The 14280-nt window shown below is 66.8% G+C and carries 14 protein-coding genes and 1 tRNA gene; 8 read left to right on the top strand and 7 right to left on the bottom strand.

Annotated elements, in window-relative coordinates; genetic code table 11:
- Positions 1 to 120 precede the first annotated feature (120 nt).
- On the bottom strand, positions 121 to 1341 hold the full coding sequence (locus EQZ23_RS03535) for an amidohydrolase family protein (protein ID WP_128453051.1): 1221 nt from the start codon (positions 1339 to 1341) through the stop codon (positions 121 to 123).
- Positions 1338 to 2324 carry an aspartate carbamoyltransferase catalytic subunit gene (locus EQZ23_RS03530; protein WP_128453050.1) on the bottom strand — a complete coding sequence of 329 codons (987 nt, stop codon included), beginning with the start codon at positions 2322 to 2324 and terminating at the stop codon, positions 1338 to 1340. The genes EQZ23_RS03535 and EQZ23_RS03530 overlap by 4 nt, the downstream gene beginning before the upstream one ends.
- 123 nt (positions 2325 to 2447) lie before the next feature.
- Here EQZ23_RS03530 and EQZ23_RS03525 point away from each other — a divergent pair, with 123 nt between their 5' ends.
- Positions 2448 to 3971 (top strand): hypothetical protein, encoded by a 1524-nt coding sequence (locus EQZ23_RS03525; RefSeq protein ID WP_128453049.1) that lies wholly within the window; start codon positions 2448 to 2450, stop codon positions 3969 to 3971.
- Here the strand turns inward: EQZ23_RS03525 and ruvX are convergent.
- Together ruvX and EQZ23_RS03515 are read right to left on the bottom strand one after the other, a co-directional pair.
- Positions 3968 to 4435, bottom strand: a complete 468-nt coding sequence (ruvX, locus tag EQZ23_RS03520; RefSeq protein WP_128453048.1) for a Holliday junction resolvase RuvX — start codon at positions 4433 to 4435, stop codon at positions 3968 to 3970. The two genes, EQZ23_RS03525 and ruvX, sit on opposite strands and share 4 nt — an antisense overlap.
- Positions 4432 to 5541 (bottom strand): DUF3089 domain-containing protein, encoded by a 1110-nt coding sequence (locus tag EQZ23_RS03515; RefSeq protein WP_128453047.1) that lies wholly within the window; start codon positions 5539 to 5541, stop codon positions 4432 to 4434. The genes ruvX and EQZ23_RS03515 overlap by 4 nt, the downstream gene beginning before the upstream one ends.
- A 207-nt stretch (positions 5542 to 5748) precedes the next feature.
- Between EQZ23_RS03515 and gatC the strand changes: the two genes are divergently transcribed.
- The 3 genes from gatC to gatB are packed head-to-tail and all read left to right on the top strand — an operon-like array spanning position 5749 to position 9018.
- The gene (gene gatC, locus EQZ23_RS03510; RefSeq protein ID WP_128453046.1) at positions 5749 to 6051 is read left to right on the top strand and encodes an Asp-tRNA(Asn)/Glu-tRNA(Gln) amidotransferase subunit GatC; all 303 of its coding nucleotides are present in this window, start codon (positions 5749 to 5751) and stop codon (positions 6049 to 6051) included.
- Positions 6051 to 7535, top strand: a complete 1485-nt coding sequence (gene gatA / locus EQZ23_RS03505; protein ID WP_128453045.1) for an Asp-tRNA(Asn)/Glu-tRNA(Gln) amidotransferase subunit GatA — start codon at positions 6051 to 6053, stop codon at positions 7533 to 7535. The genes gatC and gatA overlap by 1 nt, the downstream gene beginning before the upstream one ends.
- 1 nt (position 7536) lies before the next feature.
- Positions 7537 to 9018 (top strand): Asp-tRNA(Asn)/Glu-tRNA(Gln) amidotransferase subunit GatB, encoded by a 1482-nt coding sequence (gene gatB / locus EQZ23_RS03500; RefSeq protein ID WP_128453044.1) that lies wholly within the window; start codon positions 7537 to 7539, stop codon positions 9016 to 9018.
- Positions 9019 to 9259: 241 nt separating this feature from the next.
- Here gatB and EQZ23_RS03495 read toward each other — a convergent pair whose 3' ends face one another.
- The 3 genes from EQZ23_RS03495 to EQZ23_RS19725 all read right to left on the bottom strand — a co-directional run bounded on the left by EQZ23_RS03495 (position 9260) and on the right by EQZ23_RS19725 (position 10336).
- The gene (locus EQZ23_RS03495; RefSeq protein WP_240663176.1) at positions 9260 to 9778 is read right to left on the bottom strand and encodes a TIGR02281 family clan AA aspartic protease; all 519 of its coding nucleotides are present in this window, start codon (positions 9776 to 9778) and stop codon (positions 9260 to 9262) included.
- A 181-nt stretch (positions 9779 to 9959) separates the two neighbouring features.
- The gene (locus tag EQZ23_RS03490) at positions 9960 to 10178 is read right to left on the bottom strand and encodes a hypothetical protein (RefSeq protein WP_128453042.1); all 219 of its coding nucleotides are present in this window, start codon (positions 10176 to 10178) and stop codon (positions 9960 to 9962) included.
- Between the two features lie 2 nt (positions 10179 to 10180).
- Positions 10181 to 10336, bottom strand: coding sequence for a hypothetical protein (locus EQZ23_RS19725; RefSeq protein WP_164913369.1), 156 nt, complete (start codon positions 10334 to 10336; stop codon positions 10181 to 10183).
- Positions 10337 to 10458: 122 nt separating this feature from the next.
- Here EQZ23_RS19725 and EQZ23_RS03485 point away from each other — a divergent pair.
- The 4 genes from EQZ23_RS03485 (at position 10459) to EQZ23_RS03470 (ending at position 14265) form a co-directional block, all read left to right on the top strand.
- Positions 10459 to 10543 (top strand) — tRNA-Leu (locus tag EQZ23_RS03485).
- Between the two features lie 69 nt (positions 10544 to 10612).
- Positions 10613 to 12271: a trigger factor gene (gene tig, locus EQZ23_RS03480; RefSeq protein WP_128453041.1), complete on the top strand. Its 1659-nt coding sequence runs from the start codon at positions 10613 to 10615 to the stop codon at positions 12269 to 12271.
- 224 nt (positions 12272 to 12495) lie between these two features.
- On the top strand, positions 12496 to 13422 hold the full coding sequence (locus EQZ23_RS03475; protein ID WP_128453040.1) for a glycosyltransferase family 2 protein: 927 nt from the start codon (positions 12496 to 12498) through the stop codon (positions 13420 to 13422).
- A 153-nt stretch (positions 13423 to 13575) separates the two neighbouring features.
- Complete coding sequence (locus EQZ23_RS03470; RefSeq protein ID WP_128453039.1) at positions 13576 to 14265, top strand: ATP-dependent Clp protease proteolytic subunit; 690 nt, start codon at positions 13576 to 13578, stop codon at positions 14263 to 14265.
- The last annotated feature ends 15 nt before the right edge of the window (positions 14266 to 14280 follow it).

Here is a 14280-nt window from a genome sequence, read left to right as displayed (position 1 = left end):
GAAGGCCGGGGCCCAATTGGAAAGGTCGGCGTAACGGTGGACAACGCTCAGTTGGCGACGTTCCCCAGTTGGGCCCCGGCCTTCGCCGGGGTGATGTTGGTGGGGTATCACCCGCGCCCCTCACCGAACCTCCCTACCACCCTTCCACAATCGCAACACGCGCCCCTGCACCGGCAAGCCATCGAACGGCGTATTCCCCGCCTCGGCCAGGAATTCTTCCCCGACGATCTGCCACGGCGCCTGCTGGTCGAACAGCATCAGGTCGGCAGGCTTGCCCGCCTCCAGCGTCCCCGTATCGAGCCCCAGGACCCGCGCCGGATTGCGCGCCAGCAGCGCGAACAGCCGTTCCAGCGTCAGCAACTCGTCGCGCACCAGCATCAGCGCGAGCGGCAGCAACGTTTCCGCGCCGGCCATCCCGCTGGTCGAATCGGTGAACGGCAACCGCTTCTCCTCCGGCCCACGCGGCTCGTGGCCCGAACACAGCACGTCGATCGTCCCGTCGGCGATCGCGTCCAGCGCGGCCCGTCGATCGCCCTCCGCACGCAGCGGCGGGGACAGCAGCGCGAACGACCGGAAGTCGCTGACCGCTATCTCCGACAGGTGCAGATGCGCGGGCGTGATCCCGCAGGTGACGGCAACGCCGCGACGCTTCGCGGCGCGGATCAGGTCGAACCCCGCCGCCGTCGTCACCTGGCGGATGTGGATGCGCGCGCCGGTATCCTCGGCGAGCATCAGGTCGCGCGCGATCGCGAGCGCCTCGGCCACCGCAGGTGCGGCGGGCAGGCCGAGGCGGGTCGCCGTCTCGCCCTCGGTCGCGACCGCGCCGGCGGTGAGCCCGCCATCCTCGGCATGCGCGACCACCGTCACGTCCAGGTCGCGCGCATAGGCCAGCACGCGCCGCATCACACCGCTGTCGGCGATCCAGTGCCGGCCCGTGCCGACCGCCTTCGCCCCCGCCGAAACGCAGATCGCCATCTCCGCAAGGTCATGGCCTTCTAGGCCGCGCGTGGCGGCAGCGATGGGGTGGATCCACAGGTCGGGCTTGCCGATCAGCGCGGCGCGCTGGACGATGCCGGGGTCGTCCAGCACCGGCGACTGGTCGGGCATGAGGCCGATCCGGACAATCCCGCCAGCGCGGAACGCCGCGCGATCGACCTTCGCCACGCCGAGATCGACGATCCCCGGCGCGACGGTCTTGCCGGCGCAGTCGACGATCTCGGCATCCGACGGAATGTCGAGGATCCCGGTCGCGACGATCGCGCCGTCGCGGACCAGGACATTGCCTTTCGACACGCCACCGACCGGGCAGGCGAGCGTGGCGTTGGTGAGCGCGAGGATCATGCCCAACCCTCCACGCCGCGCGCTCTTCGAGTCAGCACGTCGAGGCACGCCATGCGGACGGCGACCCCCATCTCGACCTGCTCGGTGATCGCCGAGCGGGCATGATCGGCGACCGCGGAATCGATCTCCACGCCGCGGTTCATCGGGCCGGGGTGCATCACCAGCGCATCGGGCGCCGCCTTCGCCAGACGGTCGAGCGTCAGCCCGTAGCGAAGCCGATATTCGCGCGTGGAGGGCACATAGGCGCCGTCCATCCGCTCGTTCTGCAAGCGCAGCATCATCACCACGTCCGCGCCCTCCAGCGCCTTGTCGAAATCGGTGAACGCGGTCACGCCCATCCGCTCGATCATCGGCGGCATCAGCGTCGACGGCGCGCAAACGCGGACTTCCGCGGCAAGCGCGGTGAGGGCAAGAATATTAGACCGAGCGACCCGGCTGTGCAGCAAGTCGCCGCAGATCACGATTCGCTGCCCCGCGATCGCGCCTTTCCGGCGACGGATCGTCAGCGCATCGAGCAGCGCCTGGGTGGGATGTTCGTGCCGCCCGTCGCCCGCGTTCAACACCGGACAGTCGACCTTGTCCGCGATCAGCCGCACCGCGCCTGACGACATATGGCGGATCACGATCACGTCGGCGCGCATCGCGTTCAGCGTCATCGCGGTGTCGATCAGCGTCTCGCCCTTCTTCACGCTCGACTGCGCGGCGTGCATGTTGACGACGTCGGCGCCGAGCCGCTTGCCGGCGATCTCGAACGACAGCAGCGTCCGCGTCGAGTTCTCGAAGAACGCGTTGATCTGGGTGAGGCCGGCGAGCCGTTTGTCGGGCGTCGCATGCGTCCGGTTCGCGCCGACCCACGTCTCCGCCTCGTCGAGCAGGAACGCGATCTCGTGCGGCTGGAGCCCGTCGATGCCGGTGAGATGCCGGTGCGGGAAGACGGCGCCGCCTTCGATGAGGGCGGCGGGGCGGTGATCTGAAGGTCGCATTAAAGCCGCGGGATAGTGGGCGCGGGGGCAGGGGGCAAGCATCGCGCGATCGTTGGTCCCGATATGCATGGTTAATCCGAAATTAGTCCGGTCATGGGATGACGTGGGCGAACAGGGGGGATGATGCAGGACGGCAAGGCAAATACAGGGCGACGGTGGTGGGAGACGTGGTGGTTCGCCCTGGCGCTGATCCTGCTGTCGGCGGTGCCGTTGTTGTGGCCGGCGCTGCCACCGCTTGGCGACCTGCCGGGGCATATGGGGCGCTGGCATATCGCGATGGCGCTGCCGACCTCGCCCGATCTTCAGCGCTATTACGCGTATCACTGGGCGTTGATCCCGAACCTCGGGATGGATCTGGTGGTGCCGGCGCTCGCACGGTTGGTCGGGTTAGAACCGGCGACGAAGCTGGCGGTAATCGCAATCCCGATGCTGACCGCCGCCGGCTTGCTGTGGACCGCGCGCGAGGCGCATGGCCGGATACCGCCGACCGCGATCTTCGCGCTGCCGCTCGCCTATGCATGGCCGTTCCAGTTCGGCTTCGTCAATTTCGCGCTTTCGCAGGCGCTGGCCTTCTGCGCGCTCGCGTTGTGGATACGGCTCGGGCGGGAGCGTCGTTTCGTGCTGCGGGGTATCGTGTTCGTGCCGGTCGCGTGCGCGCTGTGGATCGCGCACAGCTTCGGCTGGGGTCTGTTCGGCCTGATGGCGGCAGGGGCCGAGCTCGCCCGGCTCCGGGCGGACGGCAAGCGCTGGGTCCCGGCATGCGTGAGCGTGGCGATCCAGTGTTTCTCGCTCGTCTTGCCGTTGATCGTGATGGCGGCAACCGCCGGAAAGGCCGCGGGGGGGCTGGGGGCGGACGACTGGTTCGATCTGCCGGTCAAGGCCCTGTGGTTCCTGTCGCTGTTTCGAGATCGCTGGCAATGGTTCGACCTCGCATCGTTGCTGCCGCTCGTCGCGCTGGTGTATTTCGCGGTGCGGAGCCCAAGGATGGCGCTGTCGCCGCTGGTCGGATGGCCGGCCTTGCTGTGCCTCGGCGCGTTCCTGGTCCTGCCACGCCTGCTGATGGGGGGCGCCTATGTCGATATGCGGATGACACCGGCCACGGCGATGCTGGCGCTGATATCGATCGCGCCGAAGGATGCCAGGCTGTCGCGGCTGCTGGCGGTCGCGGCGATGGCCTTCCTGTTGGTCCGCCTTGCCGGCAACACCATGAGCTTCGTCGAGCGTTCGCACGACCAGCAACGCGAACTCGCGGCGATCCCGGCGATCCCGCGCGGGGCCGCCGTGCTCTCGCTGATCGCGCGACCCTGCATCGGTGCGTGGACCGACCTGCGGCGCGATCACCTGCCGGGGCTGGCGATCGTGCGACGCGACGTCTTCACCAACGAGCAATGGGCGATCGAGGGGCAGCAGGCGCTCCGCATCCGGTACCCTGTCGCCACGCCGTATCTCTCGGACCCCAGCCAGAGCGTCTACCCGGCGATCTGTGGCGATATCGGCTCCAAGTTCGATACCACGATCGCGCAATTTCCGCGTGCGGCCTTCACGCATGTCTGGACGATCGGGTTTGCGCCCGGCGTGGCACGAGCGGGGGATCTGCGGTTGATATGGACCAACGGCGAGTCGTCGCTCTACCGGGTCGTCCGCTAGATTCGTGCCGTGACCAGCGCGTCGATCGCGCCTTGCAGGATGTAGGCGGCGGCCATCTTGTCGACGAGTTCGGCGCGCTTGGCGCGGCTGGCGTCCTGTTCGATCAGCGTGCGGGTGACCGCGACGGTCGACCAGCGTTCGTCCTGCAACAGGATCGGGAGGCCCATGTCCTTGAGGTTCTGCGCGAATGCCCGGGTCGATTGCGACCGCGGGCTTTCGCTGCCGTCGAGGTTGATCGGCAGGCCGATGACGAGCCCGACGACCTTCTGTGCCTTGATGATCTCGGCGAGCGCGGTCTTGTCCTTCTGGAATTTCGTGCGGCGGATCAGGAGGGCAGGGCTCGCGAACGACCAGCCGGCGTCGCACAGCGCGGTGCCGATCGTCTTGGTGCCGACGTCGAGCCCGATCAGCCGCCCGCCATTGGGGAGCGCGTCGCGGAAGAGGGCGGGGGAGACGGTGATCATTTCCTGAACGCTGCCAGTCTGCGGTTGGCGTCGGCGCGGATGTTCGCCCAGAACAGGCTGTAGTCGTAGACGTGGTAGTTGTTGCCGGGCAGCACGTAGGGTCCGAGGCTAGGACCTTCGCCGATCAGCAGGAAGCCGCGGTCGGCGCAGCGTGCGGGGACGCTGCCGACCGCGATCGTCGCGGTCGCGAGATCGGCGGCGGGGACGAGTGTGCCGAGGTTGGCGGTCGCGGGCGCGGCGGCGTCGGCGGTGCCGGTCAGCGGGTTGGTGCAGACGATCGACGTGCCCTTGCGGGGCCGGCCGTCGAACCCGGTGGTCTGATCATAGGCGTCGACGATCAGCGCCGGGTCGGCGGGCTCGGCGAAACTCTCCCAGGACAGGATGCAGCCGGTCTGGTCGGCGGCGCGGCATTCGGCGAGGCCCATGCGCGGCAGGTCGGTCGCGCGCGAGACGGGCCAGCCGACGACATAGGCCGCGACGATCCGCGCCTTCAGCTTCGGGTCGGTGGCGATGCGGTCGCGCAGCAGGCGGGTGAGGTGGAGCGCACCCTGGCTGTGGCCCGCGAGGATGATCGGGCGGGTCGGGCCGGCCTCGTTGAGAAAGCGGTCGAACGCGGCGGAGACGTCGCCGTAGGCCAGCGCGAGCGCGCGTTCGCTGTCGGCCTCGCTGGTCAGGAAGGCGCCGAACGTCGCCTGGCGGTAGCGCGGCGCCCAGATGTCGCCGGCCTCGTTGAACGCGCTAGCCTGTCCCCGGAGGAACAACTCGGCCCGCGCGTTGGTCTCAGGATCGTCGATCGGCGCGTTCCAATGGTCGCGGTTGATGTACGAGGTCGGATGGATGAAGAAGATCGCCGCGCCCGTTCCCGCTACGCCGGGGGTATAGCCCGGCGGCGTCCAGAGCGCGGGGTTGCCGGGCGCATCGGGCCGCGCGAGCCACATGACTTTCCGCGCGTAGATGTTGCGCGGGGCTTCGCGTTGCGCGTGGAACGTCTCGCGCGGGACCATCGCGATCCGGATCATCTCCGTCCCGTACAGCCGGTAGGCGAGCAGCGCCGCGATCGCGAGGACGATCATCACGACGATGAAATAGAGGAACTTGCGGGCCAAGCGGGACCTTCCGTGCAGGCGTTGCGGCCCCCGTGCCGCAAGCTGGGGGCGGTTGCAACGGGCGCCTCTCGCCGAAGTAAGCTGTTCCCCCGCGGAGGCGGGGGCCCAGGATCTCAAGCGGCACCGCCCGTAATCCCGGGCCCCCGCCTCCGCGGGGGAACACGAAGGGTGTTGCGCCCTCGCGTCGCGCGGTGCTAGCCGAGCGGCATGTCCGTAGATACTGCAACCGTGAAGCGGATCGCGAGCCTTGCGCGCATCGCGATCACCGACGAGGACGCCGCCCGCATGGCGCCGGAACTCGGAAACATCCTTGGCTGGATCGAGATGCTGGGCGAGGTCGATACGACCGGCGTCGAGCCGATGACCGCCGTCATCCCCAACACGCTGCGGCTGCGCGACGACGTCGTCAACGCCGACCCGCTGACCGGCGGCGGCATCCGCGAGCAGGTGCTCGCGAACGCGCCCGTTGCAGAGCACGGGTTCTTCGCCGTGCCGAAGGTGATCGAATAATGACCGACCTTACCGATCTGGGCGTTGCCGGCATCCGCGACGGCGTTCGCGACGGCTCCTTCAAGGCCCGCGAAGTCGCTGACGCGTTCATCGTCAAGGTGAGCCAGGCCAAGGCGTTGAACGCGTTTCTGGTCGAGACGCCCGAACACGCGATCGCCGCTGCCACCGCCGCGGACACCGCGCGCGCGGCGGGCGAGACGCTCAAGCCGCTCGCCGGCGTGCCGATCGGCATGAAGGACCTGTTCTGCACCGCGGGCGTCACCACGACCGCGGCGAGCCATATCCTCGAAGGCTTCACGCCGACCTACGAATCGACCGTCTCGCAGAATCTGTGGGACGCGGGCGCGGGCATGCTCGGCAAGCTGAACATGGACCAGTTCGCGATGGGCTCGTCGAACGAGACCTCCGCGTTCGGCAACGTGATCAGCCCCTGGAAGCGCAACGATGGCGGCAATGCCGCGCTCGCGCCGGGCGGATCGTCGGGTGGTTCGTCGTCGGCCGTCGCTGCGCGGCTCTGCCCCGGCGCGACCGGCACCGACACCGGCGGCTCGATCCGCCAGCCCGCCGCCTTCACCGGCATCTCGGGCATCAAGCCCACCTATGGTCGCTGCTCGCGCTGGGGGACGATCGCGTTCGCCTCGTCGCTCGACCAGGCCGGGCCGATGGCGCGCGACGTGAAGGATTGTGCGATCCTGCTGGAGGCGATGGCGGGGTTCGACGCGAAGGACGGCACCTCGTTGCAGATCGACGTGCCGAAATGGGAAGCGGGTTTGTCGGCCAATCTCAATGGCCTGCGCGTCGGTATTCCCAAGGAATATCGCGTCGACGGGATGCCCGAGGAGATCGAGGCGCTCTGGCAGCAGGGCATCGACTGGCTGAAGGATGCCGGCGCGACGATCGTCGAGGTCTCGCTCCCGCACACCAAATACGCGCTGCCCGCCTATTACATCATCGCGCCCGCCGAGGCCTCGTCGAACCTCGCGCGCTATGACGGCGTCCGTTACGGCATCCGCGACCTGCCGACGGGCGCCGGGTTGCAGGACATGTACGCCGCGACCCGCGCCGACGGCTTCGGACCCGAGGTGAAGCGCCGCATCATGATCGGCACCTACGTGCTGTCGGCCGGCTTCTACGATGCGTACTACACGCAGGCGCAGAAGGTCCGCACCCTCATCGCGCGTGACTTCGAGAAGGCGTGGGCGACGTGCGACGTCCTGCTCACGCCGACCGCACCCTCGGCGGCGTTCGCGCTCGGCGAGAAGTCGGCCGATCCGATCGCGATGTATCTGAACGACGTCTTCACCGTGCCGTCGTCGCTGGCGGGTCTGCCGGCGATGTCGGTGCCGGGTGGCCTCGATCACCACGGTCTGCCGCTGGGCTTGCAGATCATCGGCAAGCCGCTCGACGAACAAGGCGTGCTGAACGCAGGGCTCGCGATCGAACAGCGGGCAGGATTTACGGCGCGGCCGGAGGCTTGGTGGTAATATGAGCGACTATCGTATTCAGGGCGAAACCGGCGAGTGGGAGGTGGTGATCGGCCTCGAAGTCCATGCGCAGGTGACGTCGAACGCCAAGCTGTTCTCCGGCGCGGCGACCGCGTTCGGGGCGGAGCCCAACACGCAGGTCAGCCTCGTCGATGCGGCGATGCCCGGCATGCTGCCGATCCCGAACCGCGAGTGCATCCGCCAGGCGGTCCGTACCGGCATGGCGATCGAGGCGCAGATCAATAAGTGGTCGCGGTTCGACCGGAAGAACTATTTCTACGCCGACCTTCCGCAGGGCTATCAGATCAGCCAGCTCTATCATCCGATCGTCGGCGAGGGCGCGATCGATATCAGCCTCGACGAGAAGAACCCGGATGCGACGGGCAAGCGGATCGGTGTCGAGCGCATCCATGTCGAGCAGGATGCCGGCAAGCTGATGCACGACCAGCATCCGACGCAGAGCTATGTCGATCTTAACCGCTCGGGCGTCGCGCTGATGGAGATCGTGTCGAAGCCCGATCTCGCATCGCCTGCCGAAACAGGGGCTTACCTGCGGAAGCTACGATCGATCCTGCGCTATGTCGGGTCGTGCGACGGCAACATGGAAGAAGGCTCGATGCGCGCCGACGTCAATGTCAGCGTGCGTAAAGCGGGCGACGAGCTCGGCACGCGGACCGAGACGAAGAACGTCAATTCGGTGCGCTTCGTGATGGCGGTGGTCGAGCAGGAGGCCAAGCGGCAGGTCGAGGTGATCGAGGCCGGTGGCAAGATCCAGCAGGAGACTCGGCTCTACGATCCCGATCGCAACGAGACGCGGTCGATGCGGTCGAAGGAAGATGCGCATGATTACCGCTACTTCCCCGATCCGGATCTGTTGCCGCTCGTGCTCGACGACGCGTTTCTCGCCGAGTGCCGTGCGTCGTTGCCCGAACTCCCCGATGCGAAGCGCGCGCGCTACGAGGCGCTCGGGATCGCGCCATACCAGGCGACCGTGCTGACCGCCGAGGTCGAGGCGGCGCGCTGGTTCGATGCGTTGCTCGACGCGGGGGTGAAGCCCGCGGCGGCGGCGAACTGGACGACGTCGGAACTGTTCGGCGCACTGAACCGGACTGGCAAGGACATCGAGAACTCGCCCGTATCGCCGGCGCAGGCGGCGGAGTTGCTCGGGCTGATCGCCGACGGCACGTTGTCGGGTAGCCTCGCCAAGCAGGTGTTCGAGGTAATGCTCGAGACCGGTGATGGTGCGGCGAAGGTCGTCGAGGATCGCGGACTGAAGCAGACCAGCGACACCGGCGCGATCGAGAAGGTCATTGCCGAGGTGATGGCAGCGAACGCCGACAAGGTCGCGGATTATCGCGGCGGCAAGGACAAGCTGTTCGGGTTCTTCGTCGGTCAGACGATGAAGGCTATGGGCGGCAAGGCCAATCCTGCCGTGGTGAACGAGGTGCTGAAGAGCGCGCTTGGGGAGTCGGTGGCGCCGTAACGACTTTGTTCTCCCGCGAAAGCGGGAGCCCAAGGTATCCGCGCGCAACGCTGCTGGGTTCCTGGGCCCCTGCCTATGCGGGGGAACGGGAAAAGTATTGTTCGCCGGCGCCAGCCAGAACCACCCCTGCGAAGGCCGGGGCCCAATTGGGGAACGATGCCAACGTAAGGCAGCGCTTCGTTATTGAGACCTTTCCAATTGGGCCCCGGCCTTCGCCGGGGTGGAGTTCCCGTCGGAAGCGTTACGTGTCCACCTTCTGCGGATGGTGCGGGACCATAATCAGCACATTCTCCTCGACCCGCCACGATGCGAGGCGCGACAGGAAGTTCATGCCGAGCACGTTCGTTTCGCCGAACGCGGGCGACACCACCACCTGCAGGTCGCGCGCGACGATCGCGCCGAGCTTGAGTTCGCGGATGCGGCCGGTCTGCGCGGGGATCGATCCGTTTGCGGTCTGGAGCACGATCGGCACGACGCTGGACTTCGCATCGATCCGCGCCGCGTCCGCCGTCTGCTGCGAGATCGCGGTGATCGTCGCGCCGCTGTCGATCAACAACCGGCGGCTGATGCCGTCGATCGTCGCGCGCGCCCAGAAATGCCCGTCCGCCGCCATGCGGATCCGAACCTCGCCACCGACGACCTGCTGATCCTCGATCTTCAGGAAGCGCGCGATCTTGCCGATATAGGGATCGAACTGGCGGCGCTGATCGATCGCCACGAACAACACGGCCAAGAGCGCGAGCGTCGTCACGATGTTCACCAGCGACCGTATCACGGGAACGCGCTGCGCGACGATCAGCAGCAGAACGAGGGCGCCCAGTCCGAGATAGAGGTGCTGATGCTCGGCAAAGGTGGGGATCGTGGGAATCGTCGAGTCCTGTTTGGCGGGAGGGGTGCGTTATCGCATACCGCCTCCCGCCTGTCTGGTTGCTGACGCGACCTTATTGCGCGTCGCCGTCCTGATTTTTCGTCACGCCACCGGTGCCGCCGACGCCGTCCGGCATGCCGGTATCGGTAAACGTCTGGGGTTCGTCGCCGCCTTCGCCGCGCTCAACCGCATCGGAACGGGATTCCACCGCCTGCTCGATGTCGCTGCGCGTGTCTGCGTCACGATCCTCGGGCGGCGTTTCCGGGTTGGTGCCGGCATGGGGATCACTCATCGTCACACCTCCGGCTGGATGGGCGTGGGGTCGGTCGAGGGTCCGCTCGGATCGGGATAGTCGACGTCGGGCGCGGGCGGATTAAACTCCGGCGGTGGCGTCGTCGGCTCGGCAGGCGACGAGGGCGTCGGGAATTCTGCGGGGGGTTGGGTAGCCATGATGCTCTCTCCTTCTTCCGCATCAACGCGTGCGATCCCGTGTAGTTGCCCACGTATTGCCTTGCGTGCTTGCCCCGGCATACAACGTTGGTATAGACGCGCCCGCTACGGCGATGTCCTGTGCGGGCGTGGCGGAACTGGTAGACGCAGCAGGTTTAGGTCCTGCCATCGCAAGATGTGGGGGTTCGAGTCCCTTCGCCCGCACCACTCCGCCGCTCGGGCGGGGCGACACCCAGACGAATTTTTCCCGAATGCTCTTTTAGACAAAGGCCGGACATGCAGACTGTCGAGACGTTGAACGAGGGCCTCAAGCGCGCCTACACGCTCACCATCACCGCGAAGGATATCGATGCGAAGGTCGATGTCGAACTGAAGCGCCTGGCGCCGCAGATGAAGATGCCGGGCTTCCGTCCGGGCAAGGTGCCGGCGAACCTCATCCGCAAGATGCACGGTCCCGCGCTGACGCAGGACGCGGTGAACGCCGCCATCCAGGAAGGCGTCCAGACGCTCGTCGCCGAAAAGCAGCTTCGCCCCGCGATGCAGCCGTCGGTCGAGCTGGAAGACGGCTATGACATCGGCAAGGACGCGGTCGTCAAGGTCGAGATGGAGGTCCTCCCGCAGGTCCCCGCACCCGCGATCGACGGTATCAAGCTCGAGCGCCTGACCGTGCCCGTCGCCGACGAGGCCGTCACCGAGCAGCTCCAGAAGTTCGCCGACCAGCAGAAGAAGTGGGACGACGCCGCTGACGATTATGTCGCGGCCATGGGTGACCTCGTCACCGTCGATTTCGTCGGCAAGACCGCTGATGGCGTCGCGTTCGACGGCGGCACGGGCACCGACATGGGCGTCGAGCTCGGTTCGGGTCGCCTGATCCCCGGCTTCGAGGATCAGCTTGTCGGCGTGAAGACCGGCGACGACAAGGTCCTGAACGTGACCTTCCCCGAGGAGTATCAGGAGAAGTCGCTCGCGGGCCAGCCGGCCACGTTCGACATCACCGTCAAGTCGGTGAAGACCACAGGCGAGAGCAAGATCGACGAGGATCTGGCCAAGTCGCTGGGTCTCGAGAGCCTCGAGCAGCTCACGGGCCTGCTCAAGGGTCAGATCGAGCAGGAGCATAACGGCCTCACGCGCACGCACATGAAGCGCAAGCTGCTCGACCAGCTTGCCGAGGGTCACGACTTCGAAGTGCCGCCGTCGATGGTCGAAGCCGAGTTCAACCAGATCTGGTCGCAGCTCCAGCACGAAGCCACGCACGAGGCCGATCCCGAGGCCGCGATGGCGGAGATGGAAGGCGAGCGTGACGATTACCGCAAGATCGCCGAGCGTCGCGTGCGCCTCGGCCTGCTCCTGTCAGAAATCGGCCAGGCGAACGGCGTCGAGGTTTCCAACCAGGAAATGCAGCGTCTGATGGCGCAGGCAGCGCAGCAGTATCCGGCCGAGCAGCGTCAGCAGTTCATGCAGTACATCCAGCAGGAGCCGATGGCGGCCGCCCAGCTGCGTGCGCCGCTGTACGAGGACAAGGTCGTCGACTTCCTGTTCGAGAAGGCCGAGATCACCGACCGCGACGCCACGCGCGAGGAGCTCGAGGCTGCGATCGAGAGCGAGGACGGGTTCGCCAGCGGCACGCACACGCATGATCACGACAACCACAAGCCGAAGAAGAAGGCTGCTGCCAAGAAGAAGGCAGCGCCTGCCGACGACGCGGCCGTGACGGAAGAGGCGCCTGCTTCGGATGCGGCGGAAGACGCCAAGCCCGCCAAGAAGGCGCCTGCCAAAAAGAAGGCGGCCCCTGTCGAAGCCGAGACGGCCGTGACGGAATCGTCGCCGGTCGCTGCCGAGAACGCAGAGGGCACCGAAGCCGCCGACGCACCGGCGAAGAAGCCCGCCGCGAAGAAGCCCGCTGCCAAGAAGGCGGCGACCAAGACCGAGGCGTAACGCCTTCCCCGTCACCCCAGGCCTGGTCCGGGGTGACGGGTCGCACTGTACGACCCGTAAAAGGGGCACTTCCCCGACAGAGGCCGGGGCCCGATTGGAAAGGTAGCTGTAACGAGCCGCAAAGCTCCGTTATGGGCCTTTCCCAGTTGGGCCTCGGCCTCCGCCGGGGACGTGCGTTCTGGGCGATGCGGCCGGCGCGTCGTTTTTGATACTGAGGACAGGGCATGACCGAACCGAGAATCGCCGTCCTGCTCCCCTGCTACAACGAGGAAGCCGCGATCGCGCAGACGATCGCCGGGTTCCGCGAAGCGCTGCCGAGCGCCATCATCTACGTCTACGACAACAACAGCGCCGACCGCACGATCGAGGTCGCGCGCGCCGCTGGCGCCGTCGTCAGGACCGAGCGCATCCAGGGCAAGGGCGCCGTCGTCCGCCGCATGTTCGCCGATATCGATGCCGACATCTATGTCATGGCGGACGGCGACGCGACCTACGACGCGGCCTCCGCACCGAACTTGGTCAAGCGTGTCCTCGACGAGCAGCTCGACATGGTCGTCGGCTCGCGCATCAGCCAGATCGAGCTCGCCTATCGCCGCGGCCACCGGTTCGGCAACGCGCTGCTCACCGGCATGCTCGCGCGCCTGTTCGGGCGGAGTTTCACCGACATTCTATCAGGTTACCGGGTGTTCTCACGGCGGTTCGTGAAGAGTTTCCCCTCGCTGTCGGCCGGGTTCGAGATCGAGACCGAGATCAGCGTTCACGCGCTCGAACTCAAGATGCCGATCGGCGAGGTCGAGACGCCCTATTACGCGCGTCCCGAAGGCTCCGAATCGAAGCTCAGCACGTACGGCGACGGCTGGCGCATCCTCCGCACGATCATGACGCTCTACCGGATCGAGCGGCCCTTGTGGTTCTTCGGGGTGATTGGCGGCGTGTTCGGGGTGCTCGCGCTGATCCTCGGCATCCCGCTGGTGCTGACGTATATCGAGATCCACCAGGTGCCGCGCTTCCCGACCGCGATCCTGATCACTGGCCTCGGCATCTTCGCCGCGCTCAACGTCTTCACGGGCCTGATTCTCGACACGGTGGTCAGAGGCCGCCGCGAAGTCCGCCGCCTCGCGTACCTCGCCTACCCCGCACCGGGCCTCTAAGTCGGATCGCGACTAGATTCTTGTGATCCTCCCCTTGGCGGGGGCAGGATCGCTCAGCGTCTCTCACTCCTCGGTGGGAGAGGTGTGAAGGGCTTGAACTCCCCTTCCGGACCGCCGATGTTAGCGGTTCACTGGGGCATAAGAGAGATTTCCATGCACAATCCGTTCGAGACCGGCGATTTCGCGAGCCCGTTGGCCAGCGCCGGGCTCGGCCTGCAGCAGACGCAAGCAGGCCTGGTTCCCATCGTCATCGAGCAGTCGAACCGCGGCGAGCGCTCGTTCGACATCTTCTCGCGCCTCCTGCGCGAGCGCATCATCTTCGTGACCGGCGGCGTCGAGGACGGCATGGCCTCGCTGATCACCGCGCAGCTGCTCTTCCTCGAGTCCGAGAACCCGAAGAAGGACATCTTTATGTACATCAACTCGCCGGGCGGTGTCGTCACGGCGGGCATGGCGATCCATGACACGATGCAGTACATCCGGCCGCGCGTCGGCACGGTCTGTGTCGGCCAGGCGGCGTCGATGGGCAGCTTCCTGCTCGCATCGGGCGAGCCCGGCATGCGGGTCGCGATGACCAATGCACGGATCATGATCCACCAGCCATCGGGCGGCGCACAGGGCATGGCGAGCGACATCGAGATTCAGGCGCGCGAGATCCTGCGCATCCGCAAGCGGATGAACGAGCTGTACGCCAAGTACACCGGTCAGCCGATCGAGGAGATCGAGCGCAAGATGGACCGCGACACCTTCCTCGAAGCTGAGGAAGCCAAGAGCTTCGGTCTGGTCGACGAGGTGTTCGACAAGCGCCCCGCCGTGGCAGACGATACGACCAAGCCGGCCTGACCGAGGCCCGCGTAA

It is taken from the genome of Sphingomonas sp. UV9, assembly GCF_004101245.1.
Taxonomy (GTDB): domain Bacteria; phylum Pseudomonadota; class Alphaproteobacteria; order Sphingomonadales; family Sphingomonadaceae; genus Sphingomonas.
This window is presented reverse-complemented; position numbering and strand designations above follow the sequence as displayed.